18 protein-coding genes and 1 riboswitch are annotated in these 20,348 nt (G+C 73.9%); of the genes, 12 read left to right on the top strand and 6 right to left on the bottom strand.

What is annotated here, in order from left to right; all coding sequences use genetic code 11:
* Nucleotides 1-45 precede the first annotated feature (45 nt).
* Entirely contained in the window at nt 46-1,239 is a 1,194-nt protein-coding gene (locus ACIBBF_RS19445) for a T6SS immunity protein Tdi1 domain-containing protein (RefSeq protein WP_397416526.1), read from the top strand.
* Here ACIBBF_RS19445 and ACIBBF_RS19440 read toward each other — a convergent pair.
* Nucleotides 1,205-1,846 carry a DUF222 domain-containing protein gene (locus ACIBBF_RS19440; protein ID WP_397416524.1) on the bottom strand — a complete coding sequence of 214 codons (642 nt, stop codon included), beginning with the start codon at nt 1,844-1,846 and terminating at the stop codon, nt 1,205-1,207. The two genes, ACIBBF_RS19445 and ACIBBF_RS19440, sit on opposite strands and share 35 nt — an antisense overlap.
* 157 nt (nt 1,847-2,003) lie before the next feature.
* Here ACIBBF_RS19440 and ACIBBF_RS19435 point away from each other — a divergent pair, with 157 nt between their 5' ends.
* Together ACIBBF_RS19435 and ACIBBF_RS19430 are read left to right on the top strand one after the other, a co-directional pair.
* The gene (locus ACIBBF_RS19435; RefSeq protein ID WP_397416522.1) at nt 2,004-2,882 is read left to right on the top strand and encodes a DUF2599 domain-containing protein; all 879 of its coding nucleotides are present in this window, start codon (nt 2,004-2,006) and stop codon (nt 2,880-2,882) included.
* Nucleotides 2,883-3,124: 242 nt separating this feature from the next.
* Nucleotides 3,125-3,436 carry a hypothetical protein gene (locus ACIBBF_RS19430; protein WP_397416520.1) on the top strand — a complete coding sequence of 104 codons (312 nt, stop codon included), beginning with the start codon at nt 3,125-3,127 and terminating at the stop codon, nt 3,434-3,436.
* A gap of 12 nt (nt 3,437-3,448) precedes the next feature.
* On the opposite strand, the gene ACIBBF_RS19425 is transcribed toward ACIBBF_RS19430, so the two are convergent.
* Both ACIBBF_RS19425 and ACIBBF_RS19420 read right to left on the bottom strand, forming a co-directional pair.
* Nucleotides 3,449-5,560: an acyl-CoA dehydrogenase gene (locus ACIBBF_RS19425; protein WP_397416518.1), complete on the bottom strand. Its 2,112-nt coding sequence runs from the start codon at nt 5,558-5,560 to the stop codon at nt 3,449-3,451.
* Nucleotides 5,561-5,630: 70 nt separating this feature from the next.
* On the bottom strand, nt 5,631-6,368 hold the full coding sequence (locus ACIBBF_RS19420) for a TetR/AcrR family transcriptional regulator (protein ID WP_397416516.1): 738 nt from the start codon (nt 6,366-6,368) through the stop codon (nt 5,631-5,633).
* A gap of 184 nt (nt 6,369-6,552) precedes the next feature.
* On the opposite strand from ACIBBF_RS19420, the gene ACIBBF_RS19415 reads away from it, so the two are divergent.
* The 3 genes from ACIBBF_RS19415 to ACIBBF_RS19405 are packed head-to-tail and all read left to right on the top strand — an operon-like array spanning nt 6,553 to nt 10,277.
* Nucleotides 6,553-7,875, top strand: a complete 1,323-nt coding sequence (locus ACIBBF_RS19415; RefSeq protein ID WP_397416514.1) for an acetyl-CoA C-acetyltransferase — start codon at nt 6,553-6,555, stop codon at nt 7,873-7,875.
* A 48-nt stretch (nt 7,876-7,923) separates the two neighbouring features.
* On the top strand, nt 7,924-9,273 hold the full coding sequence (locus ACIBBF_RS19410; protein WP_397416512.1) for a 3-oxoacyl-ACP reductase: 1,350 nt from the start codon (nt 7,924-7,926) through the stop codon (nt 9,271-9,273).
* Nucleotides 9,270-10,277, top strand: a complete 1,008-nt coding sequence (locus ACIBBF_RS19405; RefSeq protein WP_397416509.1) for a MaoC family dehydratase — start codon at nt 9,270-9,272, stop codon at nt 10,275-10,277. The genes ACIBBF_RS19410 and ACIBBF_RS19405 overlap by 4 nt, the downstream gene beginning before the upstream one ends.
* A gap of 158 nt (nt 10,278-10,435) precedes the next feature.
* Here the strand turns inward: ACIBBF_RS19405 and ACIBBF_RS19400 are convergent, their stop codons facing one another.
* The gene (locus ACIBBF_RS19400) at nt 10,436-11,287 is read right to left on the bottom strand and encodes a hypothetical protein (protein WP_397416508.1); all 852 of its coding nucleotides are present in this window, start codon (nt 11,285-11,287) and stop codon (nt 10,436-10,438) included.
* A gap of 67 nt (nt 11,288-11,354) precedes the next feature.
* On the opposite strand from ACIBBF_RS19400, the gene ACIBBF_RS19395 reads away from it, so the two are divergent.
* Nucleotides 11,355-12,356, top strand: coding sequence for a helix-turn-helix domain-containing protein (locus ACIBBF_RS19395; RefSeq protein ID WP_397416505.1), 1,002 nt, complete (start codon nt 11,355-11,357; stop codon nt 12,354-12,356).
* Between the two features lie 28 nt (nt 12,357-12,384).
* Nucleotides 12,385-13,278: an LLM class flavin-dependent oxidoreductase gene (locus tag ACIBBF_RS19390; RefSeq protein ID WP_397416503.1), complete on the top strand. Its 894-nt coding sequence runs from the start codon at nt 12,385-12,387 to the stop codon at nt 13,276-13,278.
* A 126-nt stretch (nt 13,279-13,404) separates the two neighbouring features.
* Here ACIBBF_RS19390 and ACIBBF_RS19385 read toward each other — a convergent pair whose 3' ends face one another.
* Nucleotides 13,405-14,205, bottom strand: coding sequence for a hypothetical protein (locus ACIBBF_RS19385; RefSeq protein WP_397416501.1), 801 nt, complete (start codon nt 14,203-14,205; stop codon nt 13,405-13,407).
* A 179-nt stretch (nt 14,206-14,384) separates the two neighbouring features.
* Here ACIBBF_RS19385 and ACIBBF_RS19380 point away from each other — a divergent pair, with 179 nt between their 5' ends.
* Together ACIBBF_RS19380 and ACIBBF_RS19375 are read left to right on the top strand one after the other, a co-directional pair.
* Entirely contained in the window at nt 14,385-15,908 is a 1,524-nt protein-coding gene (locus tag ACIBBF_RS19380; protein WP_397416499.1) for an amidase, read from the top strand.
* 159 nt (nt 15,909-16,067) lie between these two features.
* Nucleotides 16,068-16,664: a hypothetical protein gene (locus ACIBBF_RS19375; protein WP_397416497.1), complete on the top strand. Its 597-nt coding sequence runs from the start codon at nt 16,068-16,070 to the stop codon at nt 16,662-16,664.
* 10 nt (nt 16,665-16,674) lie between these two features.
* Here the strand turns inward: ACIBBF_RS19375 and ACIBBF_RS19370 are convergent, their stop codons facing one another.
* Complete coding sequence (locus tag ACIBBF_RS19370) at nt 16,675-18,099, bottom strand: aminotransferase class V-fold PLP-dependent enzyme (RefSeq protein WP_397416495.1); 1,425 nt, start codon at nt 18,097-18,099, stop codon at nt 16,675-16,677.
* A gap of 31 nt (nt 18,100-18,130) precedes the next feature.
* A riboswitch (SAM riboswitch) is annotated at nt 18,131-18,245 on the bottom strand.
* Between the two features lie 245 nt (nt 18,246-18,490).
* On the opposite strand from ACIBBF_RS19370, the gene ACIBBF_RS19365 reads away from it, so the two are divergent.
* Nucleotides 18,491-18,955 (top strand): rhodanese-like domain-containing protein, encoded by a 465-nt coding sequence (locus ACIBBF_RS19365; RefSeq protein WP_397416493.1) that lies wholly within the window; start codon nt 18,491-18,493, stop codon nt 18,953-18,955.
* Nucleotides 18,952-20,217, top strand: coding sequence for an O-succinylhomoserine sulfhydrylase (locus ACIBBF_RS19360; protein WP_397416491.1), 1,266 nt, complete (start codon nt 18,952-18,954; stop codon nt 20,215-20,217). Before ACIBBF_RS19365 ends, ACIBBF_RS19360 begins: the two co-directional genes overlap by 4 nt.
* The last annotated feature ends 131 nt before the right edge of the window (nt 20,218-20,348 follow it).

The following is a 20,348-nucleotide window of genomic DNA, read 5'->3' as shown; positions in this document are numbered from 1 at the left end:
ACCGGGGGGTTCCCGGCGTTTACCCGGTAGTGGTTTCATTCGGACATGAAGCTGCTCCGAACTTTTCCGAAGGTTGCCTTCGAGTTCGGGCTCGCCTCATGGCGGTGGCTGGGGCTTCGCGAGCAGACTCCACGCTTCGCGACCTGTTTCGGCGACATCTTCCTCGAGTCGCTGGACGGATGGTGGTTCCTGGACACGGTCGAGGGCACGCTCGAGCTCCGCTGGACCTCCGCAGTCACCATGTACGCCGAGCTCGAATCGCCCGAGGGCCGCGCGACCTATCTGATGGACGACCTGGTCCGGGACGCCCGGAGCCGTGGCATCCACCTCGGCGAGGAGGACGTCTACACCTTCAACCCGCACCCCGCGCTGGGCGGCGAGCTGGGCGTGAACGGCCTCGGCACGATGCGCTTCGAGCTCGCGGTCAACTGGGTGGGCCAGATGCACGACCAGGTGCTGCACGGGTCGGGCGAGATCAACCTTCCCCCGATGCCGGACGACGGACGGCGCGGGGCGGCGCCCCAGGTGGCCGCCGCCTGGGACTCGGCGTGGTCCCGTGACGAGACGTTCGACGTGCCGTTCGAGCAGTACCTGGCCACCACGACCTTCGCCGCGGTGGCCACGCCGAGGCACGGCACGGGCGGGCACCCGGCCTCGTCGCCGGGGGCGCCGGGCCGCGGCCCGGGCACCGCAGGCGCCCGGCCCTACGCGGCACAGGAGCAGCCCCTGGACCCACCCGGAGGGCCCGCCTCGGATCCCCTCGCCTGGCCAGGACAGACCACGCCGGCAGGGCACTGGTCGGACAGCAGCCCGGTGCCCGCCGCGCCCGAGCAGTACGACTACAGCGCGCACGAGGTGCCGCCGGACCCGTACGGGGCGGACGCGGGCGGGACGCAGAGCGCCACCCACTACGCGGGACAGGGCTGGTCCGCGCCCGAACCCGCACCGGGCACGACCGGCCCCGCCTACCCCGACGACACCGCGGCCGCCTGGGGCGCCCCCGGGACCGACGCGGGCTGGGCGGACGCCGGGTGGTCCGACGACCGGCTGCCGGAGCAGCACCTGCCGGCCGGTCACCCGGCCGACGCCGGCCCGGGCGGTACCGGCTGGGCGGACCCGGGCTGGGCGAATCCCGGCTGGGGCGCCCAGGCACCGGCGGTCGCCGCGGGCGGCAGCCCGCAGCAGGCCCCGCCCGCCGACCCGTTCACCGCGTGGGACGACCTGTGGGGGAAGCGCTGACCCGCTGACGCCGCGACCGCGCCGACGCGACGACCCGCGGTTCCGGCCGCACGTCCGGCCGGAGCCGCCGTTCCCGCTCGGTGTGCGCGACCAGGCTCAGCTCTCCCGGTGTGGTGGTGCGGGCGTGCTTGAGCAGGCGCGTCTCCAGTGCCACCCGGTTGGCCCGGCGCAGCCCGTCCGTGTAGCCGAGGATCGTCTGCGCGTGGGCATGGCTGATGTGCCCGCCGCGCAGGGCGGCCAGGGTGCGCGGGTGCTCGTGCACCAACGCACGGGACTCCTCGATCAGCGCGACCGCCGAGCCCTCCGGTACCCGCAGCGCCCGGGCGAGCTCCTCGACGAGCTCGGGGGCCAGGCCGGCGACGTCGTCCGCCTCGGCCGCGGGAGCCTCGAACTGCTCGGGCCGTTCGGCCACCCACTCGCGGACCGACTCCATGAGCACGGCGCGCGAGGCGGCGAGCGAGGCCAGCAGCGCGTCGACCGCCGCCACCGCGTCGACCGCCTCCGTGAGGTTCGCGAACCCCGACTCGCGCGGCGCCACAGCACCGCGCGCAGAACGGTCCGGCACGTCGGCCGGACCCCGAGTCACCAGCACCTTGTTCGAACGCATGTTCTAACCATAGGGGGTGACGTTCGACCGCGCCACCCGGCACACCCGGCACGGGCGAAGTCCGTGCGAGCTCCCGCACCGGCCGCACACCGGACCCGCACACGGCCTCGCCCGCCGCACCGGGTGCGGCCCGGCCCCCCTGCCGCACAATGGGTCCGTGCCGATCCGACCAGCCCGCCGAACCGCAGCCCGGCCGCTCGCCGCCTGCGCCGCACTGACGCTGGTCCTCCTGCTCGGCGGCTGCGAGCTGGTCGACCGGGCGGCGCAACGCTTCGAGGACGAGCCGACGGCCGCAGCGTCCCACGAGCCACCGACACCCGGACCGGCCGAGGCCGCCGGCGACGCACCGGAGCGCCCCGTCAGCACGCTCACCACGGGCGGCGCCACGCTGGAGCTCACGGCACCGCGGGCCGCCGTCGTCGAGGGTGACGGGCCGCGGGCCGTCACCCTCGACCTCGCGCCCGGCGACACGGCGGACCTGACGCTGACCTCCGCCGGGGCGCTGGACGTCGACTCCGACGGCAGCGTCACCGTGCTCGACGGCGACGGCACACCCGTGGCGGCGCTCGGCCCGCCCGCGCCGCCGCCGGACGCCGGGTCCACCGCCCCGCGCATCGAGGTGACGGACGTCGACGCCACCCACGCCCGCCTGGAGGTCGACGACCGGCTCCGGCCCGGCCAGGGGACCGGCGCCGCCGAGAGCGGCTCCGCCGGACCCGTGCGGTACACGGTGACGGCCGGCGACCGTGCGATCGAGAGCGCGACCTGGGGCGAGAACGAGGGCGGCCGGTCGCTCGCCGTCGACCCGGCGGACTGGGCCCGGCGCGCGGGCGAGGCGGGCCTCGACCTGATCCGGACGCAGCTCGTCGCGGCGGAGCCGGAGGCGGACAGCGCCACGATGGACAACCAGCTGGTGTGCCACGCGGTCGGCGCGATCGACAAGCCCACGTGGAACCTCGAGCCGTGGCGGCCCGACGTCGGCCTGATCCTCACCGCCACCGCCCACTGCAACCCGGTCCGGCGGGACGATCCGTGACCGAGTCGTGACCCGGGGCATGGCGCCTCGAGGTGCGAGGCCGGTCTCCTTGGGGCTTACTGGAAGGGACGGCGAGGCAGGCTCGCCACACACAATCTGATGAGCCCCAGCTCAGCCGGAGCCGGTCCGTGCATCGTGCGTCGCCAGACGTCGCGACGGCGCGAGCGGGCACCCGGTGATCGACGGCATCCCCCTGGGGTCAGGCAATGCTCCTCGGAGACACCTTGGCAGGGAGGCTCCTGATGACCCGTGTACTCGTGATGGGATCGATCGTCGCCGTGGGTTGCGGCGCACTGCTCGGCCTCACCCTCGCATACCAGCTCGTACCGCTCGCCGTGCTCGCCGTCCTCCTCGGACTGGCGGGCACGTTCGTCGTGGCCCGGGCAGCTCCTGAACCGGTGCCGGTGCTGCGCGCGCAGGTCACCCTCGGCGGGCCGCTCGCGCGGCCGGCCGAGAACGACGACGAGGACGAGGAGGCTGCCGCCGAGCCCGTCGAGGCTCCCGTGCAGCAGCTCCCCGCCCCCGTCGTGGCGGCAGTACCCGACGCCGCGTGACCGCCGCAGGCCTCAGGCCTGGGCCTGGCGCTTGCGCAGCTCCTTCTCGCTGACCGGCGCCGTGCCGCTCGCGCGCAGCTCGCGGTAGTACGTGCGCGCCTCGTCCTGACGCTCCTTCTCGGAGCCGTCCGCGATCGGGGCGCGCAGGTGCTCCTGCGTGAACCCCCAGGCGTCGACGACGTCGAGCACGTGCGGGCGGAGCTGCTTGAGCAGGCGGTCGATCGTCGACGTGACCGCCTTGGCACGCCCGGTGGAGATGCGGCCGTTGGTCAGGTGCCAGTCGAGGTGCCGCTCGATCACGGTGAGCCCGTAGATGTCGCGCAGCAGCGTGAGCACTGCGCGGGTACCGGCGTCGGAGACCGTGCCGATGGCCTTCGTGAACGCGTCCCAGCGCACCAGCTCGGCCCAGGCCGAGGCCGAGCCGAGGAGGCGCACCTGGTTGTCGTCGAAGATCTCCTGCGCCGTGATCGAGTCGGCCTTGAGCGCCGGGCGCATGCCCATCGCCGTGGCCGCGACCATGCCCTCGAAGCGCCCGGCGATCAGCCCGCGCTGCACCTCCGGGTCCAGCAGCCGGCCCGCCGAGCGCGCGGCGCCGCCGTCGGCCACCGACTGGCCGAGCCGCTTGAGCGGGAGCTTGTGCAGCACCGCGTCCTTGGCCTGCCCCGCCACGATGCCCGCCATGCCCCCGGGGGTCCTGGCGGCCTTCGCCATCCGCTTGCCGTAGTCGCCCACGAGCCGCTTCGCCGCGAGCTGCAGGAGCACGTGGTTGTCGCCCTCGAAGGTGGCGTAGATGTCGAGGTCGGCACGCAGGCCCGTGAAGCGGTTCTCGGAGAGGAAGCCGGCGCCGCCGCAGGCCTCGCGGCACTCCTGGAGCGTGTCGAGGGAGTACCAGGTGGAGGTGGCCTTGAGCGCGGCCGCCGTCGTCTCCAGGTCCTCGCGCTTGGCGGGGGTGTCCTCGCGGCCCGAGAACACGTCGTCGAAGAGGTCGAGCAGCTCGTCGTGCGCGAAGTGCATCGCGTACGCCTCGGCGATCCGCGGGAAGAGGCGGCGGCGGTGCGTCGCGTAGTCGAGCAGCGTCAGCTCGTCGGCCCCGGCGGACGGCGAGAACTGCCGCCGCTGCTCGGCGTACTTCGTGGCGATCGCGAGGCCGATCTTGGCGGCGCTGATCGATGCGCCGTCGAGCGACACGCGGCCCTGCACGAGGGCGCCGAGCATGGTGAAGAAGCGGCGGCCCGGGCTGTCGATCGAGGAGGTGTAGGTGCCGTCGGCGGCCACCTGGCCGTAGCGGGCGAGCAGGTCCCGGCGCGGCACGCGCACGTTCGTGAAGTGCAGCTTGCCGTTGTCGATGCCGTTCAGGCCGCCCTTCTGCCCGTCGTCCTCACCGCCCACACCGGGCAGGAACTCCATGGTCTGCGGGTCGCGGATCGGCACGTAGAAGCAGTGCACGCCGTGGTCCACGCCGCCCGTGATCAGCTGGGCGAAGACGGTCGCGGCCACGCCGTGCTTGGCCGCGTTGCCGAGGTACTGCTTCCACGCCCCGCGGAACGGGGTGTTGAGCACGAACTCCTCGGTCTCCGGGTCGTACGTCGCCGTGGTGCCGATGGAGGCGACGTCGGACCCGTGGCCCGTCTCGGTCATCGCGAACGCGCCCGGCACGCTCAGGTCCATCGCCCCGGGGAGCAGCCGGTCCTGCTGCTCCTCGGTGCCGAGGTGCAGGATCGCGGCACCGAAGAGGCCCCACTGCACGCCCGCCTTGATCTGCAGCGACGGGTCGGCGGCGACCAGCTCCTCGAAGCCCACCAGGTTCGCCCCGGCCTGGCCCCGCCCGCCGAGCCGCTCCGGGAACGCCCGGAGCACCTGACCGAACGGCACCATCGCCTTCATCTGGGCCAGGGCGATCTCCCGGTGCTCCTCCTTGGTGATCCCCTCCTTCTTCCAGAGCTCGGGGTGCTCGGCCACGAGGCGCCGCGCCTCCGCGCGCTCCTCGGGCCAGCGGCCCAGCAGCATCCGCTGCAGGGCGGGCACGTCCACGCGCGGGCCCGACGCCGGACGGGGTGTCGCGGGCCTGGGCGCCGCGGCCTCGGTCGCCGCGGGGGTGGTCACGGGCTCGGAGGTGGTCGTCATCGGTTCTCCTCGGTGTTCGGCCTCAGGCCAGGTTCTGGTTCTCGGGAGGGTGGATCGGGTCAGGGTCAGGTCACGACCGCAGGGACGCGGAGCCGGGCCGGTCGTGGTGCAGCACGCCCACGGGGCCGGTCCAGAGCCAGAGCGTCACGCGCTCCGTGAGCTCCTCGCGGCTCAGCGGGCTGGCCTCGACGTTGCGGTGGCCGAGCCACCACTCGCCGGAGCCCCGGACGAAGCCGACGGCGCCGGCGGCCCAGGCGGCGGCGTCGGCAGGGGTGACGTCGGTGGCGCGGGCGAACGGCTCCGCGACGAGCTCGATCACCGAGTCGAGGTAGGCGCCCAGCGGGTGCAGGTCCACGGCGGTGGTCGGGACGGCGGCGTCCGCGACGTCGGCGGCGGGAGCGCGGCGGCCGCGGCGGCCGCTCTCGACCGGGGCCGGCTCGTTGCCGCCGATGGCCGTGCGCGTGACGAACCAGTAGACGTTGGGCGAGCTCTCGATCATCTCGAGGTAGACCCGTACCATCTCGCGCAGCGCCATCTCGGGGCTGTCGGCGCCCTGTGCAGCGGCACGCAGCGCGTCGTGCATCTGCATCACGACGGTCTCGGCGACGGCGAGCCGCAGGCCCGCCTTGTCGTCGAAGTACCGGTAGACGATGGACTTGGACGTGCCCGCCGCGGCTGCGATCTCGTCCATCGAGACCGCGGGACCCAGGCGGTGCACGGCCTTGCGCGCCGCCCGGACGAGCTCGGCCCTGCGGGCCGTGCGGTGGTCGTCCCAGCGGGTCGAACGACCGTCGACTCCGATGCTCATCGGTCCGCCTCCTCACCGTGACTCGCTAGAGGTCTTGTGATTCGTCTCACGAGACTGAGAGTATCAGGTACTGTGAGTCCTGGGCACCACCCCGTGCGAACCGGGTCGCGGCCCGCCCCGGCCTCGGCCAGGCTCGAACCGACGAAGCCACTCGCCCGACGACCAAGCGAAGAGGAACAGCGACGTGTCCACTACCCCCTCCCCCGTCCCGTCCACGCGTGAGGCCGTGATCATCGGCGGCAACCGCATCCCGTTCTCCCGTGCCGGCAAGAAGTACGTCCGGACCAGCAACCAGGACATGTTCACCGCGGCGCTGGAGGGCCTCGTGGCCCGGTTCGGCCTGCAGGGCGAGCGCCTGGGCGAGGTCGCCGGCGGCGCCGTGCTCAAGCACAGCAAGAACTTCAACCTGATCCGCGAGTCGGTGCTGGGCTCCTCCCTGGCGCCCACCACGCCGGCCTACGACGTGCAGCAGGCCTGCGCCACCGGTCTGGAGGCCGCCATCGCGGTCACCAACAAGATCAAGCTGGGCCAGATCGAGTCGGGCGTCGCGGGCGGCACCGACACGGTGTCGGACGCGCCGATCGTCGTGAGCGACCGTCTCCGCGCCGCGCTCCTGGACGCCAACCACGCCAAGACGACCGGCGCCAAGATCCGCGCGCTGCTCCAGATCCGCCCCAAGGACCTCGCCCCCGCGACCCCCAGCACCGGCGAGCCCCGCACGCACCTGTCGATGGGCGAGCACCAGGCCATCACCACTGCGAAGTGGGGCATCACCCGCGAGGCGCAGGACGAGATCGCCTACAACTCGCACCGGAACCTGGCGCGCGCCTGGGAGTCCGGCTTCTTCGACGACCTGGTCACGCCGTTCAAGGGCCTGACCCGCGACGACAACCTGCGCGCCGACACCTCGCCCGAGAAGCTCGCCAAGCTCAAGCCCGTGTTCGGCACCTCGCTCGACGCCGAGGCCACCATGACGGCAGGCAACTCCACGCCGCTGACCGACGGTGCCTCCGCCGTGCTCTTCGCCTCGCGCGAGTGGGCGCAGGAGCGCGAGCTGCCGATCCTGGCGAAGTTCGTGGACGCGGAGACGGCGGCCGTCGACTTCGTGCACGGTCACGAGGGTCTGCTCATGGCCCCCGCCGCCGCGGTGCCGCGCCTCCTGGCCCGGAACGGGCTGACGCTCGAGGACTTCGACTTCTTCGAGATCCACGAGGCGTTCGCCTCCACCGTGCTGACCACGCTCGCCGCGTGGGAGGACGAGGAGTACTGCCGCACCGAGCTGGGCCTTCCCGGCGCGTTCGGCAAGGTCGACCGCAGCAAGCTCAACGTCAACGGCTCCTCGCTCGCCGCGGGCCACCCGTTCGCCGCGACCGGCGGCCGCATCATCGCGACGGCCGCGAAGCTGGTCTCGGCGAAGGCCGCGGAGACCGGGAAGCCCACACGTGCGCTGATCTCGATCTGCGCGGCCGGCGGCCTGGGTGCCGTGGCCGTCATCGAGTCCGCCTAGTCCGGGCCGTCCGCCCGCCCCGCCGCCACCGCAATCGAAGAGGACACCGTGACCGACAGCTATCTCAACCTGGCCAACGGGACGCTCAAGCCCGTCTTCAAGAAGCTGGGCCTCCCCCAGCCCGCCATCCTCCGCCGCTACCGCCCCGGCGCCCCGCTGACCGTGGGCCCGGTCCTGGTCGTGTCCGACGACGCCTCGGCCGCCGACGCCGACGCCGTCGCCAAGACCCTGTCCGGCTGGGACCTCGACGTGCGCCGCAGCCCCGAGACCGCCGACGGCGAGCGGTTCGGCGCCGTGGTGCTGGTGCTGACCGGTGCCGAGACGCCCGCCGCGGTCTCGGCGCCCGTGCTGACCGTCGCCGGCACGCTGCGCCGCCTGGCGGGCAACGGCCGGGTCGTGACGATCTCCCGCGCCGTCGGGGACGGCGACGCCCCGGTCCTGGCCGCGACCCGGGGCGGGGTCGAGGGTCTGGTGCGCTCGCTCGGCAAGGAGCTGCGGGGCGGGTCGACGTCCAACGGGATCCAGCTCACCCACGACGCGGCCGTGGACTCAGCCTCCGCCGAGGCCACGCTGCGCTTCTTCCTGTCCGCGAAGTCGGCGTACGTGGACGGCCAGCTCCTGCCGGTCGGGCCGTCGGGCACGACCGACAGCACCGCCGTGGACTGGGAGCACCCGCTGGCCGGCAAGGTGGCCGTCGTGACCGGCGCCGCGCGGGGCATCGGCGCGGCCATCGCCCGGACCATGGCGCGGGACGGCGCGAAGGTCGTGGTGATCGACGTGCCGCCTGCCGGCGAGTCGCTGGCGGCCGTCGCGAACGAGATCGGCGGGGTCGCGCTCCAGCTCGACATCACCGCCGACGACGCGGCCGACAAGATCCTGGCCGCGGCCAAGCCGCTCGGTGGTCTCGACATCCTGGTGCACAACGCGGGGATCACCCGCGACAAGCTGCTCGCCAACATGACGGCCGACAAGTGGGACCCGGTCATCGCCGTGAACCTGACGGCGCAGCTCCGGATCAACGAGCGTCTGCTCGCCGCGGGCGTCGAGGGCCTGCGGATCGTCTCCCTCGCCTCGACCACCGGGCTCGCCGGCAACCGGGGACAGACCAACTACGGCTACACGAAGGCCGGCGTCATCGCGAACGCGGCCGCCGGTGCCCCGGTGCTCGCCGCGGTCGGCGGCACGACGAACGCCGTGGCACCCGGCTGGATCGAGACCGAGATGACCGCGAAGGTACCCGCCCTCACCCGCACCGTGGCACGGCGGATGCCGTCGCTCGGCCAGGGCGGCCTGCCGGTCGACATCGCCGAGGCCATCTGCTTCCTGGCGTCCGACCCGGCGGCCGGGATCAACGGGCAGACGCTCCGCGTCTGCGGTCAGCACATGGTGGGCAAGTGACGGAGCAAGGGCGGGCGGTGGCACGGCGCGGTGCGCCGGCGTCGTACGGCGAGACGGAGCTGGCAGCGCTGCCGAGGCTGGGCGGGCTGTTCGCGAAGGGGGTCGCCGGGTCGGCGACGAAGCGCCCCCGGGGCGCGGTGCGCCTGCCGGAGGTGAGCTACCGTGTCGGCGACGTCGACACGTCCGGCGAGGCCGCGCACCTGGCGGCGTACCAGCAGCTGCTGGGCGAACCGGCGTCGGACGTGCTGCCGGCCGGGTTCCTGCACGTGCTGGCCTTCCCGCTGGCCACCGCCGTCATGGTGCGACCGGACTTCCCGCTGCCGCTGCTCGGGATGGTCCACCTCCGGAACGTGGCGCGCGTGCTCAGGCCGGTACGCCTGGGCGAGCCGCTCGAGGTCCGGGCGTGGGCGCAGAACGCCCGCGGTCACCGCCGGGGTGTCCAGGTCGACCTGGTCGCGGAGGTGCTGACCGGCGGCGACCTCGTCTACCAGGGTGTCTCGACCTACCTCGCCAAGGGCTTCACGGCGCCCGACGAGGGGCCGTCCGGGGCGGGATCGTCCGGGGCGGGATCGTCCGGGGCGGGATCGTCCGGGGCGGGATCGTCCGCGACGGGGCGGCCCGAGTGGACGCCGCCGCTGCCGACCGCGCGCTGGACGCTCGGCGGCGGCACCGGCCGGGCCTACGGCGCGGTGTCGGGCGACCAGAACCCGATCCACACGTCGGCCCTGGGCGCCAAGGCGTTCGGGTTCCCGCGGGCCATCGCGCACGGGATGTACAGCGCGGCACGGGCGCTGGCGGAGGTCGGCCCGGCGCTGCGCGGCGACGCCTACGAGTGGACCGTCGAGTTCTTCCGGCCGGTGCTGCTGCCGGGCACGGTCGACGTGGCGATCCGCCCGGTGGCCGACGTCGAGCCGGCGGCCGAGGGCGCCGCGGGCTTCGTGTACGACGGCTGGCGCTCCGGCAAGGGCACCCGGCACTTCACGGGTAGGGTCACCCCGCTCTGACGCGGCACCGTCGCGGCCTCGGTCGGAGGTGCCCCGCCGGAGGTGCGTTGCTGTGCGTAGACAATGTCTACCCTGGGCAACGCACCTCCGCGGGGCACCTCCGACCGGCGGCGAGCAGGAGAGGACCGCGCCCCCTCCCGAGGGAGAGGCAACACGGCTCAGCCGACGGCGAGGCGCGGCAGGAGGAGCTCCTCCCAGAGGACGGCCCGCTTCGGGCGGAAGAAGCCTGAGTGACCGATGCGGGTCAGGCCGTGGTCGGCGGCGCGCATCTCGACGAGCTCGATCTCGGTGCCCGGGAACTCCGCGCTCCAGTACCGGATCGACTCCGGGGAGATGAGCTCGTCGTCCGCCGTCCACAGGGCCGTGACCGGCGTGCCCACCTTCGCGAACCGCTCCCGGAGCTCCGGGTGCTCGCTGAACAGGTAGTCACGGTGCAGGCACCAGCGGCCCCACTGGCGCATGACGCCGGCGGGCAGGTCGTCCAGGATCCGGAGCCGGCGGCCCGGGTAGTAGCCCGCGACGGCGGTCGCGGCCGGGGCGATCACCCGCCACAGCAGCGGCGACCAGGTCCGGATCGTCGGCGCCGCCAGCCCCCGCCAGCCGGTGCCCGACGCGACCATGACACAGCGGTCCACGGCGACGTCCGCCAGGAAGCCGAGACTCTGGCCGCCGAACGAGTGGCCCACCCACGTGAGCGGCACGCCCGCGGCGTCCGCCCGGACGCGGGCGTGCCCCGCGGCGCCCTCCGCGTCGCGGTACCAGTCCAGGGCGGTCGCGGCCGACTCCCGCAGCGGGCCGTACAGCTCCGGCTCGGACCCGCGGTAGGAGAAGGTCAGGACGGCCAGGCCCCGCTCGGCGAGCCAGGCCGCGGTGTGCCGGTAGAAGCGCATCGGCATCGCCATGGCGGGTGCGATCGCGACGACGCCCACGGGGTCGCCGTCCGGCAGGAACCAGCGGCCGGCGACGGGCTCGCCGTCGGCCGCGGGGAAGCGCACGTCCTCGATGCTCACCTGCCGGAGGTTAGCAATCCCGTATCCTCGGGCCCGACGCTGCGGATCTCGTCCGGCGGGAGGACTCATGCTCGGTGAGGTGCTCGGCCTGACCACGTCCCAGGCCCTCGCGTACCACGACCTGGTGGGCTCGCCGTCCCTCGACGCGGCCGAGCTGGCCCGCCGCCTCGGCTGCGACCCGGGCGACGCCCTGGACGTGCTGCGCGCGCTGGAGAGCCACGGGCTCGCGACGCGGCAGAGCACCGACGACTCCCGCTTCCAGGCCGCGCCGCCCGAGATCGCGCTCGGCGCGCTGCTGGCCCGGCGCAAGGACGAGATCCAGGCCGCGCAGGAGGAGCTGATCCAGCTCGAGGCGGAGTTCCGGCGCTCGTCCGCCCTCCGGCCCGCGACCGACGTCGTGGACGTGGTGCGCGGGGCCGACGCGGTGCGGCAACGGCTCACGCAGCTCCAGCTCGGTGCGCGCGAGACCGTCGAGTCGTTCACCAAGCCGCCGGTCTTCGTGATGTCCGTCGGCGAGAACACCGCCGAGGACCAGGCCGTCGCGCGCGGCGTCCGGTACCGCGTGGTCGTGGACCGGGTGTTCCTCGACACCGGCATGCTGCGCGTGGACGACGTCACCGAGGCGATCGAGAAGGGCGAGGACGTCCGGTTCTCGGAGCGGGTGCCGATCAAGCTCTTCATCATCGACCACCGGCTCGCGTGCGTGCCCATCCAGACGGTGCGGGAGGCCGGGGACGGCACCACCGACATGGCGCCCGACCTCGTGGGCGCGCTGATCATCCACCCCTCCGGGCTGCTGGACGCCCTGATCGCGCTGTTCGAGGGCGTGTGGCGCGACGCCACCCCGTTCCCCCTGCCCGGCGAGGGTGCCGAACGGTCCGGGCTCGACCGGCAGGACGCGCGCATCCTCGCTCTGATGCTCGCCGGCCTCACGGACCAGTCCGTGGCCAACCAGCTCGGCCTGTCGCTGCGCACCGTGCAGCGGCGCGTCAAGGTGCTGATGGGTATCGCCGGGGTCTCGACCCGGATCCAGCTGGGCTGGTACGCGGCCCGGAAGGACTGGATCTGACGGCTGCCGCCGTGACAGCGTGGGCCCCATGACCACACTGGCGTGCATCATCCGCCCCTCGACCCCGCCGTCCCGCATCGTTCCCCTCGCCCGCGCCGTCGAGACCGCGGGGATCGAGGAGATCTGGCTCTGGGAGGACTGCTTCCAGACGGGCGGGATCTCCGCCGCGACCGCCATCCTCGCTGCCACCGACCGGGTCCGGGTCGGGATCGGCGTGATGCCGACGCCGCTGCGGAACGTCGCGCTCACCGCCATGGAGGTCGCCACGGTCGACGGGATGTTCCCGGGGCGGCTCGTCCCCGGCATCGGTCACGGCGTGCAGTCGTGGATGGCGCAGGTGGGCGCGAAGGCGGCGTCCCCGCTCACGCTCATGCGCGAGTACTCGACGGCGCTGCGCTCGCTGCTCGCCGGGGAGCGCGTGACGACGTCGGGCCGGTACGTCTCCCTGGACGACGTCGCGCTCGACTGGCCGCCCGCCCGGCCCGTGGGGGTGCCGGTCGCCGCCACGGGACCGAAGTCGCTGCGGCTCGCGGGCGAGGTGGGCGACGGCGTGGTGCTGGAGGGGTCCGTGGGCCTGGCGGGCCTGCCGGGTGCGCTGGAACGTGTCGCCGAGGGCCGGGCCGCCGCCGGGCGGGAGGCCGAGGACTTCCCGGTGATCCAGTTCGTGTCGGGCGGCACCGGACCGGACGCCGTCACGCGCCTGCGCGCCGAGCTCACCGCCTGGGGGCGGGACGTCGCCGACGACGAGCGCCTCGCGAGCTACGCGATCTGGGGCGACGCCCAGGACTTCGCCGACGGTGTCCGCCGGTTCGGCGACGCCGGGGCCGGCACCGTGGCGATCCAGCCGACCGAGGACGACCCCGACCTGGAGCGGCTCGCCGACGTGCTGGGCGAGGCCCGCGCGCTGCTGGGCGCGGGCTAGGGGGCTCGACCCGGCGGGCCGATCGCCGCTGCCGGGCGACCGCGAGACCCGCACAGGACGACGCCGGGGTCGCACCGTCGGTTGACGGTGCGACCCCGGCGTCCTGCGACCGGTGAGCCGGGGCGATCAGATGTCGCGCGGCGGCGGGGGCGCGAACGAGCCCGACGCCGGGGCGGCGCCCGGGTCGGTGCCCGGAGCGGTCCCGGTCCCCGCGGCGGGCGTGGCTGCGGCGCCACCACCCGACGAGAGGTTGCCGAGGAAGCCCTCGACGCGCGAGCGCATGGGGCCGATCAGCGCACCACCGACACCGACGATCAGAATCCCGGCGACGGTGGCCAGGAATGCGACGAGAACAGGCATTGTCACCGTGGTGCCGATGCCGATCTGGTTGACCGCGGCGATAACACCGAGCGCGATGATGAGGAACGACACGGCCTTGGCCACGAGAGATCCGTAGGAAACACCGCTCATGGTGTTGAGCAGAAGGTCCTTCACGGCATTCGCGATAGCGCCGGCGATCACGACGATGATGATCGCGACGAGCAGGCTCGGCAGCCACGCCACGATGTCGTTCACGATCGCGCTCACCGGGTTGGTGGGCCCGAACGCGCTCAGCGCGAGCTGGAGCGTGATCAGCAGGATGAAGTAGTAGATGATCTTGGTGAGCAGCGAGATCGGCTCGATCCCGGAGCCCGCCAGGAGCCTCGTGGCCCCGGCCCGCTCCAGGACCTTGTTGAAGCCGACCCGCGTCAGGATCATCCCCACGAACCGGGCGATCGCCTTGGCGATGAAGTACCCGATGAGAAAGACGATCAGGAACACCAGAAGCTTCGGGATGAAGCTCGCGACGGCCCCGAGAGCGCTCGTGAGCGGCTCCAGCCAGTCGACCTGGCTCGGTAGAACGAGCCCTGCACTGAGGAATGTCATGGTTCTCTCCCCCTTAGAGACATTTCTGGTCACCTCTGGCGCCCCACGGTGGCGCGCCGTAAAGGTGCCGGCACCCCACGAACATATGCCGGAGAAGCGCATTCTGCGCGGTGGAATGACATTTCATTGGGCGACGCCCGGTCGTCCGATCGGTGCCGAGGTGCGCATAACCTGGCCCGATGGATGCCCTGCACGAGCGGACCGCCGTCGAGCTCCGCGACCTTCTCGCCGCCGGAGAGCTCACCCCCACCGAGGTCACCGACTACTTCCTCGACCGCGTCGAACGGCTCGACCCGCTGGTCGGCGCCTTCGCCACGGTCACCCCGGACCGTGCGCGGGCACGCGCCGCGGAGCTCGAGTCCGCGGGTCGCCCCGAGGGCGGCAGCGGCACGCAGCCGGACGGCGCGCCGTGGCCGGGCAGCCTGTGGGGTCTGCCCACCGGCGACAAGGACCTCTGGAACCGCGCGGGCGTGCCGACCGGCTTCGGGTCACGCGCCTTCGCAGGCCTGCCGCCGGCGGAGCAGAGCGACGAGATCGTCCGCGTGCTGGACGACGCGGGCATCGTCAGCCTGGGCAAGACCGCCGCCCCCGAGCTCGGCTTCCCCGCCTACACGGAGCCGGTGGGCGCCCCGCCCGCGCGCACCCCGTGGGACCTGACCCGCGGTGCGGGCGGGTCCAGCGGCGGGGCCGCCGCCGCGGTGGCCGCGGGCATGCTGCCGTTCGCGCCCGGGTCCGACGGCGGTGGCTCGATCCGCATCCCGGCCGCGGCCTGCGGCGTCGTGGGCCTCAAGCCCACGCGTGGGCTGCTGCCGGCGGGCAGCGGTGTCGACGCGCTGGGCGGGCTGGTCGTCAACGGGCCCGTCGCGCGCACGGTGGCCGACGCCGCGCTCCTGCTGGAGGCGATGCTCCCGAGGCGGGCCGGGGGCGGCGTCGCGCACCCGTTCACGCTGCGCGCGCCGTCGTACGCGGCGGGGGCCTACCTGGCCACGGCCCAGCGAGCGGAGCTGCCCGCCCCGGAGAAGACCGGCGGGGCGGGCATGAGCGTCGCCCGGATCGGCGTCACCACGTCGTCGGCGTGGGACGGGTTCTACGACATCACGGTGTCGCCCGAGGCGCGGGCGGCGCTCGACGCGGGTGTGCGCGCGCTGGCCGGGGCCGGGCACGAGATCGAGGAGACGGTCCTCGCCGAGGCCCCCGAGTACGCCCCCGCGTTCCGCACCCTGTGGATGGGCGGCGCCTCCGCGGTACCCCTCGACGACCCCGCGACGCTCGACCGGCTGGAACCGTTGACGCAGTGGCTGATCCGGTCGGGGCGCGAGCTGCCGGCGCGGCAGCTCGCCGAGGCGCTGCGCACGCTCACAGGCTACGAACGGTCCCTGGTCGCTCAGGTCAGCGCGTACGACGCCGTCGTCACCCCCGCGCTCGCGCTCACGCCCCGCCCGATCGGGTGGTACGACGCCGAGGACCCGGAGCGGAACTTCGAGCAGCAGTGCCAGTACACGCCGTTCACCTCGATGCTCAACGTCGCCGGGCTGCCCGCGATCACGGTGCCGACGCACTGGACCGAACCGACCAGCGACGCGCCCGCGGGTCTGCCGATGGGCGTGCAGATCATCGGCCGGCCGGGCGGCGAGCTCACGCTCCTGGCACTCGCGGCACAGGTCGAGGCCGCCCTCCCGGCACCGCGCGCCTTCCCCCTCTGACGGGTCGAGGACGCGCAGGCCGCTCCCGTGACCTGCGCGTCCGGCGACGCCGCTCGGGCCGAGCGGCTTCGGTCCTGACCGAAAGGGGTTTCGCCGACCTCCCACCGTCTGCCAAGGTACCCCTGGTGGGTATCCAACCGGTCGCGAGGAGACAGGACCATGACCGAGACGTTCGAGACGGCGGCCGCCGCACGGCCGAGCCGCTGGACAGGGACCTGGCCGACCAACACCGCCTGGCTGGTGCTCGGGGCGGTCACGGGCGTGGGCCTGCTCATCGGCGGCACGGCGATCGCGGGCGGCGGCTGGCAGGACGCCGTCGCCGAGGACCCGGCCACCGCCGTCGGCGTCGCGGCGCTGTGCTATCTGGCCGCCGCCGTGACGGGCGTGCGCTGGACCGCCTGGCTGGTCGCGCTCCTGGCGTCCGCGATCCCGGTCGCGTCCGAGCTGCTCGACACGCCCCGCTGGATCGCGTTCACGCTGGTGGGCGCGGTCCTCACCGGCATCGGGATCGCCCGCGGACGCCGGACCACCTGGGTGCAGGCCGCCGCGATGGTCGGCTTCTTCGGGGCCGCGACGGCGGCCCTGTTCCTGGAGCCGCGCACAGGGCTGGCCCTCGCGGGTCTCGCCCTGGCCGCGCACGCGGTCTGGGACGTGCTGCACTACCGCCGCGACGTGGTGGTCAACCGGTCCCTCGCACTCTGGTGCATCGGTCTCGACCTGACGCTGGGCGGCATCTGCGTGGCCCTGGCGCTGTAGCGGTCGGGGACTAGTCCTCCTCGGGAAGGCAGCCGAAGGCCTCGTCGAAGCCCAGGGCGGCCGTCGCCAGCAGGCCCGCGAGACCGGATCCCTCCGGGACCGGGCGCGGGTCGTCGGTGACCACCCAGAGGCCGTCGACGACGTCGTACCCGGCCTGCGGGCCCTCGGCGACGAGCCGGGCCACGGCGGCGACCAGGCGTTCCACCTCCTCGCCCGCGGTGCCGACGCCGACCGAGGCACGCACGGCCCCGGCGTCGAACCCGAGGCGGCCGAGCAGAGGGTGCGCGCAGAACCTGCCGTCCCGCACGCCGATGCCGTGCTCCGCGGAGAGGTAGGCGGCGACGAGGCCCGGGTCGTACCCGGACACGGTGAAGGTCACCACGCCCACCGGGTCCACGGCGTCCGCCCACACCCGCACCACCTCGACGCGGTCGATCGCCTCGAGACCGTCCACCAGCCGTTCCCGCAACGCCGTCTCGTGCGCGACCACCTCGGCAGGGTCGAGCGCCGCGAGCTCCTCGCACGCCGCGGCCAGGGCCACCGCGCCGATCACGTTGGGCGAGCCGGCCTCGTGGCGGGCGGGACCCTCGTGCCAGTCCGTGCCACCGACCCGGACACGCCGGACGGCACCGCCGCCCGCGAGGTACGGCGTACCGGCGTCGAGCCAGTCGCGACGGCCCACCAGGGCGCCCGCACCGAACGGCGCGTACGTCTTGTGGCCGGAGAACGCGAGGTAGTCGACACCGGTCGACTCCAGGGAGATGCGGCGGTGCGGCACGAGCTGGGCGCCGTCGAGCACCACGCGCGCGCCGTACTCGTGCGCGACGGCCACGATCTGGTCGACCGGGAGGGACTCCCCCGTCACGTTGGAGGCGCCGGTGAGGGCGAGGAGGGCGAACGGCCGGTCCGCGGCGGCGTCGGCGAGCTCCTCGCGGATCTGCGCCAGCGTCTCGGCGACGGTCGCGCCGCCGGTCAGCACGGTCGCACCCGTGGACCGCTGCCAGGGCAGCAGGTTGGCGTGGTGCTCGACGTCGAGCACCAGCACGCGGCCGGGCTCGCCGTCGGGCTGGGCGGGGACGCAGCCGGCGAGGAGGTTGAGGGAGTCGGTCGTGTTGCGGGTGATGATCGTCAGGTCGTCGTCACGGGCGCCGACGAACGCGCCGATCGTGCGACGGGCGGTCTCGTACAGCGCCGTGCTCACCTGCGACAGGTAGCCGGCGCCGCGGTGCACGCTGGCGTACAGGGGGAGCACCTGGGTGACGCGGTCGGCGACGGCCTGCAGCGCCGGGGCGGACGCGGCGACGTCGAGGTTCGCATAGGCGACCTGGGTGCCGTCCACGAGCGGCACGAGCGTGGCGCCACCGACGACGGGCCGGAGCGGCGCGACGTCCGCCACCGAGGCGGCGGGACGGCGGGTGAGGGTGGGTGCGGACATGGCATCCTCCAGCAAGGTCCTGGGGGACGTGCCCCCGCGCTTGCCGCACGCGGGGCTGCGCGCGGCCAGGTCGTCACCCGGGGCACCCCACCGCGGAGGAGGGTTGCCGGCCAGCGAGCCGGGGCTTGGCGCTGGCGCTCATGACCTGGCGTCATCCTGTGTCGCGGGTCAAGCGACTGTCAACGGATGTCTCAGATGCTGGTCCCAGCAGCTGAGCGAACGCCCAGCGCGCGAGACGCCGTTCCACCCACCGGACAGATGTCGTAGGGTTGGCCACGACCATCCCGAGCGGCCGAGTGACGTGGCACGACGACGCCGCAGCAACCCAGCGTTCCCGCCTCCTGGCGCGGACGGACGAGGGTGCTACCGCCACGACCGATGGAGGAGCACCATGAGCGATCCCACACACCCCGGAGCCCGGCCCGCCGACGGCTACGCCGGCGACCTCACGCCTCAGCAGGCCTGGGACCTGCTCGCGGACGACCCGGACGCCACGCTGGTGGACGTCCGCACCGACGGCGAGTGGCGCACCATCGGCGTGCCGGACACGTCGTCGCTCGGCAGGCGGCCCGTGTTCAGCGAGTGGGTGCGGGCCGGCGGACGGCCCAACCCCGCGTTCCTGGAGGAGCTCAAGGCCGCCGGCGTGACGCACGGCCCCGTGGTCTTCCTCTGCCGGTCCGGTCAGCGCTCGATCGGCGCGGCGCGGCTCGCGACGGCCTCGGGCATCACGCCGTCGTACAACGTGCTGGACGGGTTCGAGGGCGCGCCCGGGGCCGACGGCGTCCGCGACCAGCGCGGCTGGAAGGTCGCCGGGCTGCCCTGGTCGCAGGGCCCGGCGTCGGAGGGCGACGCGTGACCGTCACGGGCGCTTTCCCGCACGACGCGAGCCCGGGCGGGTCCGGCCGCAAGCCGCTGCCGCCCACCGTCCGGCCGCAGACGCTCGCCGTGCGCGGCGGGCACCAGCGCAGCGAGTTCCAGGAGACCAGCGAGGCGCTGTTCCTCACGCAGGGCTACGTGTACGACTCGGCGGCCGACGCCGAGGCCGCGTTCAAGGGCGACCTGGACCGGTTCGTCTACTCCCGCTACGGGAACCCGACGGTGCACACGTTCGAGGAGCGCCTGCGCCTGCTGGAGGGTGCCGAGGCCTGCTACGCGACCGCGACGGGCATGTCCGCGGTGTTCACGTCGCTGGCCGCGCTCGTGGGGTCCGGCTCGCGGATCGTGGCCGCCCGGGCACTGTTCGGGTCCACCGTGGTGATCTTCGAGGAGATCCTCAAGAAGTGGGGGGTGCACACCGACTACGTCGACGGGCACGTGCTGTCCCAGTGGGAGGAGGCCCTCTCCACACCGGCGGACGTGGTGTTCTTCGAGACGCCCTCCAACCCGATGCAGGACATCGTGGACGTGCGCGCCGTCGTGGACCTGGCCCACGCGGCCGGGGCGACCGTGGTGCTCGACAACGTCTTCGCCACCCCGCTGCTGCAGAAGCCGCTGGAGCTGGGCGCCGACGTCGTCGTGTACTCGGCCACCAAGCACATCGACGGCCAGGGCCGCGTGCTCGGCGGCGCGATCCTCGGCTCGACCGAGTACGTGACCGGCCCCGTGCAGACCTTCATCCGCAACACGGGGCCGTCGCTGTCGCCGTTCAACGCGTGGACCCTGCTCAAGGGCCTGGAGACGCTGCCGGTACGCGTCGCGGCGCAGGGCGCAGGCGCGCTCACCGTCGCGAACGCCCTGGAGGAGCTGCCCGGGGTGGGCGCGGTCCGGTACCCGTTCCTCGACTCGCACCCGCAGGCCGAGCTCGCGCGCGCCCAGATGAGCGGGGGCGGCACCGTGGTCACGTTCGACCTGGCCGTCCCCGAGGGCGCCGACGCCGAGAGCGCGAAGAAGCACACGTTCGCGTTCCTCGACGCGCTCCGGGTGATCGACATCTCGAACAACCTGGGCGACGCGAAGTCCCTGATCACCCACCCCGCGACCACCACCCACCGCAAGCTGGGCGCACCCGGCCGGGCCGCCGTCGGCATCACGGAGACGACGGTGCGCCTCTCGGTCGGCCTGGAGGACCCGCGCGACCTGGTCGAGGACGTGGAGCAGGCGCTCGCCTCGGCGGGCTGAATCGCCTCGGCGGGATGACCCCGGGAGGACATGCCCCGCGGGGGTGGGTTGCTCCGCGTAGACATTGTCGACCCAGAGCAACCCACCCCCGCGGGGCACCTTCACCTGGCGGGTCCCGCCCCGGCCGCCCT

Origin of the sequence: Promicromonospora sp. NPDC050880, from assembly GCF_044456525.1 — a bacterium.
Classification (GTDB): domain Bacteria; phylum Actinomycetota; class Actinomycetes; order Actinomycetales; family Cellulomonadaceae; genus Promicromonospora.
Note: the sequence above shows the minus strand (reverse complement) of the source record. Positions and strands in the feature narration are given on the sequence as shown.

Excerpts from the sequence above, each read along its gene's own strand:
- ACIBBF_RS19395 (WP_397416505.1), top strand. The coding sequence starts at position 11,355 with ATGCTCGGTGAGGTGCTCGGCCTGACCACGTCCCAGGCCCTCGCGTAC.
- ACIBBF_RS19385 (WP_397416501.1), bottom strand. The coding sequence starts at position 14,205 with ATGACATTCCTCAGTGCAGGGCTCGTTCTACCGAGCCAGGTCGACTGG.
- ACIBBF_RS19440 (WP_397416524.1), bottom strand. The coding sequence starts at position 1,846 with ATGCGTTCGAACAAGGTGCTGGTGACTCGGGGTCCGGCCGACGTGCCG.
- ACIBBF_RS19375 (WP_397416497.1), top strand. The coding sequence starts at position 16,068 with ATGACCGAGACGTTCGAGACGGCGGCCGCCGCACGGCCGAGCCGCTGG.
- ACIBBF_RS19430 (WP_397416520.1), top strand. The coding sequence starts at position 3,125 with ATGACCCGTGTACTCGTGATGGGATCGATCGTCGCCGTGGGTTGCGGC.
- ACIBBF_RS19445 (WP_397416526.1), top strand. The coding sequence starts at position 46 with ATGAAGCTGCTCCGAACTTTTCCGAAGGTTGCCTTCGAGTTCGGGCTC.
- ACIBBF_RS19425 (WP_397416518.1), bottom strand. The coding sequence starts at position 5,560 with ATGACGACCACCTCCGAGCCCGTGACCACCCCCGCGGCGACCGAGGCC.
- ACIBBF_RS19420 (WP_397416516.1), bottom strand. The coding sequence starts at position 6,368 with ATGAGCATCGGAGTCGACGGTCGTTCGACCCGCTGGGACGACCACCGC.
- ACIBBF_RS19370 (WP_397416495.1), bottom strand. The coding sequence starts at position 18,099 with ATGTCCGCACCCACCCTCACCCGCCGTCCCGCCGCCTCGGTGGCGGAC.
- ACIBBF_RS19365 (WP_397416493.1), top strand. The coding sequence starts at position 18,491 with ATGAGCGATCCCACACACCCCGGAGCCCGGCCCGCCGACGGCTACGCC.
- ACIBBF_RS19390 (WP_397416503.1), top strand. The coding sequence starts at position 12,385 with ATGACCACACTGGCGTGCATCATCCGCCCCTCGACCCCGCCGTCCCGC.
- ACIBBF_RS19380 (WP_397416499.1), top strand. The coding sequence starts at position 14,385 with ATGGATGCCCTGCACGAGCGGACCGCCGTCGAGCTCCGCGACCTTCTC.